Consider the following 4100-nt stretch of genomic DNA (forward strand, 5'->3'; position numbering starts at 1 on the left):
CTGGAAGCGCTGCGCCGCCAACTCCTCGGCGAGCGCACCGAATTCACGAGAACGAAGCCCGTACGCGGCGGACTGCGGGTGACCGCCCTGTGCTGCGCGGCCCTCATCACCGCCTGGGCCGTGGCGCTGCCCGTGCTCAACCGCGCCGACGGCCGCGCGGCCGTGCCCGAACAGACCGCCCAGGACCAGCGATACCGCACCGAGGCGGCCTCCGAGCGGGTCCGGCGCACCCTCGGCGAAGGCATCGCCGACCTGACCTCGGTCGCCCGGCTCGGCGCCGCGGGCGGCATCCGCACCGGCAACGTCATGGACACCCTGCTGCCCAAGCACCCCGAGTGGAGCGCCCTGTACCTGATGGACGGCGACGGGGAGGTCCTGCTGCGGTCCGGCGCCGGGAAGAGCGGCGTCGACCGCAAGGCGGCCCTCGGCGGCGCGAAGAGCGCGAAGCCGACGGTTCTCCAGCTCAACCACGGCGGCAAGGTGCCGGTCTCCGCCGCCGTCGTCCCCTTCGGAACGGGCGGTCGCCGGCTCGTCGGCGAGTTCGAACCCGCGGCCTTCAACGGACTGCTCACCCGCCCCGGACTCGGCAAATCCTGGCTCGTCGACGCCCACAACCGGGTGATCGGCTCCAACCAGGGCTTCATCGCCTTCAGCGCGCAGCCCGGCCACCAGGCCCGTACGCTCACCGCCGCCGCCCCCGTCAAGGGCGCCGCGCCGGTGGACGGCCTCCGCTGGCGCGTCGTCACCCAGAAGCCGCTGTCCTGGCTGCCGTTGGCCTCGTACGAGACCCAGCGGCGCGCGATCCTCGTCGGGCTGCTCGCCTTCACCGCCGCCCTGCTCTGCCTCGGCTGGCTCCAGCTGACCGTCATCCGGCCGCTGCGCGCCGTCGACCGGTCGGCCGCGGCGCTCGCGGCGGGCGACCGTACGAGCGTGATCTACCCGCGCCAGCACGACGAGGTCGGATCGCTCGCCCGCTCCCTCGAACTCATCAGACAGCGGCTCGCGGACGCCGACCGCCACGGCGCGGCCGCCGAACGCCCCCTTTCCACCGTCCTCCAGGGCAACTGACAAGCAGGGACATGCTTTTCCTCTACAGCGTCTTCCTCATCTCCTCCCTCACCCTCCTCGTCGCGGGCATCGTCGAACAGCGCCGGCACTACGCCGCGCTCGAAGCGATCCCCCAGCGGGTGCTCGTCAACGGCATCCGCGGCAAGAGCTCCATCACCCGGCTGTGCGCGGGCGCACTGCGCGGCGGCGACCTCACCACCGTCGCCAAGACCACGGGCACCGCGGCCCGCTTCATCCACCCGGACGCCACGGAGGAGCCGGTCTACCGCAAGTTCGGCATCGCCAACGTCGTCGAGCAGATCGGCATCGTCCGGCGCGCCGCCTCCTACCGGCCCGACGCGCTGGTCATCGAGTGCATGGCGGTCATGCCGGCGCTCCAGGAGGTCAACCAGACCAAGCTGATCCGCTCCACCATCGGGGTGCTCTGCAACGTCCGAGAGGACCATCTCGCCGAGATGGGCCCCACCCTCGACGACGTGGCCCGCTCGCTGTGCCGCTCGATGCCCGTCGGCGGCGTCTGCGTCACCGCCGAGCGGGACCGGCTGCACATCCTCCGCGAGGAGGCCGCCGCCCGGAACTGCGAGCTGATCGTCGCCGACCCGGAGACCGTCTCCGACGACGAGCTGCGCGGCTTCAGCTGGTTCACCTTCAAGGAGAACGTCGCCATCGCGATCGCCGTCGCCGAACTCCTCGGCGTGGACCGCGACACGGCCCTGAAGGGCATGTACGACGCGCCGCCGGACCCTGGCGTCCTCTCCGTCGAGAAGTACCGCACGCCCAGCGGCCACCGGCTGTCCTTCGCCAACGTCTTCGCGGCCAACGACCCCGAGTCGACGCTGATGAACGTGCGCCAGCTGCTCGGCCTCGGCGCGATCGACCGGCCCCTGCACGTCGTCATCAACTGCCGCCCCGACCGCGTCGAACGCAACGGCCAGATGGGCGCGATCATCCCCGACCTCGACCCCGACACCGTCTTCCTGATCGGCCACCCCACCAGGAGCGCCCGCGACGGCATCCCGGCCGACTGGAACGGCCGGATCGTCGACCTCGGCGGCGACAGCCGCGACCCGGGCGAACTGCTCGCGCAGATCCTCGACGGCATGCCCGGCGACGCCTCCCTGGTGGCCGTCGGCAACATCCACGGCCAGGGCGAACACCTCCTGGAGCGGCTCGCCCTGCTGCCCGACGCCGACTCCGCCGAGGCCCTTACGGGCGCCTCCTCCCACATCCCCGTCCAGCGCACCCCCCACAGCTCCCGCACTGGAGACACCACCCCGTGACCCCCGTCGAACTCACCCCCGACATGGCCGCCATCGGCATCGCCCTGGGGCTGCTCTTCTCGCTCATCTGCTACCTGACGACCAACCTCTCGCCCGGCGGCATGATCACCCCCGGCTGGCTCGCGCTGACCCTCGTCGGCGACGTCCGGCTCTTCGCGATGGTCCTCGGCGTGACCGTACTGACCTACATCTCCACCCGCGTGCTGCAAGGCGTCGTGATCCTCTACGGGAAGCGGCTGTTCGCGGCGGTCGTGCTGTGCGGCGTCCTGCTCCAGGCCACGCTGTACCTGATCCTCCAGCAGCAGTTCCCGATGCTGTTCGCGCACCAGACGCTCGGCTACATCGTCCCCGGCCTCATCGCCTACCAGCTGGTCCGCCAGCCGCCCCGCGCCACGATGCTGTCCACCGCCACGGTCACGCTGAGCGCGTACGTGGTGCTGACCGCCGGCGTACTGCTCGGCGCGCTCCCCAGCGTCTGAGGCCGGGTCCGAGACCCGCGACCGGGCCGCGGTCCGAAACCCGCGCCCGGATCAGGTTTGAACTTTCCGCGCCGCATAAGCCGCATAAGCCGAACGCGCCGAAGAAAGGCCCCCCACACCCATGGCAGCACGACTCAAGAGCCGGCTACCGATCGCCGTCCTGTGCGCCCTCGCCGTCACGGCCGGCGCCCTGACCTACGAACTCCACGCCGACCCCACGGCGGCGGCCAAGTCCCCGGACCCCACGGCCCGCCGCACCCGCCTCCCGTCCGCCCTCGTCGACGGCTCCGGCGGCTCGGCCGGCTACCGCTACGACCGGCTCACCGGCCCCGGCCGCACCGTCGTACGCGACAACAAGGGCGCCGTCCTGGCCACCCTCACCGACGGGGCCCGCACCGCCGTGCTCACCGGCCCCGGCCGTACGTTCTCCGAGCCGCGCACCACCAAGTCCACCGTGGTCACCGACAACTGGGTGCGGCTGCTGCCGCGGGCCTGGAAGTCCGGCCAGGAGCGCGCCAAATGGTTCGCCGACTGGCTGCGCACCTACCGCGGCAGCCGCGCGCCGGACGTCTTCGACATCTCCCTCCAGTACGTGCACGGCGCGAAGCCCAGGAAGGACGCCAAGGGGGTCCGCTACGCGGGCGCCGCGGCCTTCGGCCCGCCCAAGCCCGACGGCGCGCCCAGCAGGGGCCTGCGCCGGGAGAAGTCCGACTTCTACCAGTACCTGAGCACACCCTGGACCTTCCCCGACTCCGGAACAGCCGCCCCGCAGCGCGGCCGGTACGGCACCGTCGACTCCGCCGGCTACGTGCGGCTCGTCTACGGCTACCGCTCCGGATACCCGCTGTTCGGCTCCGACCACAAGGGCGCCGGACTGCCCCGTACGGCCAACGGCATGGCCACCGTCGGCCCCGGCGTGCCCGTCATCGCGGACCGTCGCACCCGCCCCGCCGAACTGGACGCGCTGCAACCGGGCGACCTGGTCTTCTTCAACACCGCCCGGCATACGGGCCGGCGGCTCGACCACGCGGGCGTCTACCTCGGCCTCGACACCGAGGGGCATCCGCGGTTCATCTCCAGCCGGGAGGAGAGCAACGGGCCCACCCTCGGCGACACGGGCGGCGACTCGCGCCTCGACGGGCCGGGTTATTACGGGAAGGGGCTGCGGAGCGCGAAGCGGCTCTGACGCTCGTCGCCGACAGACGCCGATCGCCGTTATCGGCCGCCATTAACTGGCAGACAGTGTTCAAACCCCGTGTGGCGGGGCCCTTTC

General features: G+C 72.0%; 3 protein-coding genes and 1 pseudogene. All 4 read left to right on the top strand.

Going from position 1 to position 4100, the window contains the following annotated elements; translation table 11 throughout:
* Positions 1-1068: HAMP domain-containing protein (locus ACFU99_RS35815; protein WP_384400447.1), on the top strand; the 1068-nt coding region annotated here is incomplete at its 5' end.
* 11 nt (positions 1069-1079) lie between these two features.
* Positions 1080-2270 (top strand): annotated as a pseudogene (gene pgsB / locus ACFU99_RS35820) (poly-gamma-glutamate synthase PgsB); the annotation flags it as partial.
* 74 nt (positions 2271-2344) lie between these two features.
* Positions 2345-2827, top strand: coding sequence for a poly-gamma-glutamate biosynthesis protein PgsC/CapC (locus ACFU99_RS35825; RefSeq protein ID WP_363224664.1), 483 nt, complete (start codon positions 2345-2347; stop codon positions 2825-2827).
* A gap of 121 nt (positions 2828-2948) precedes the next feature.
* The gene (locus tag ACFU99_RS35830; protein WP_384400450.1) at positions 2949-4013 is read left to right on the top strand and encodes an NlpC/P60 family protein; all 1065 of its coding nucleotides are present in this window, start codon (positions 2949-2951) and stop codon (positions 4011-4013) included.
* Positions 4014-4100 lie beyond the last annotated feature (87 nt).

Origin of the sequence: Streptomyces sp. NPDC057654 (genome assembly GCF_042800135.1) — a bacterium.
In the GTDB taxonomy this organism is placed as follows: Bacteria; Actinomycetota; Actinomycetes; order Streptomycetales; family Streptomycetaceae; genus Streptomyces.

Coding starts and splice junctions, on each gene's coding strand:
- ACFU99_RS35830 (WP_384400450.1), top strand. CDS start 2,949: ATGGCAGCACGACTCAAGAGCCGGCTACCGATCGCCGTCCTGTGCGCC.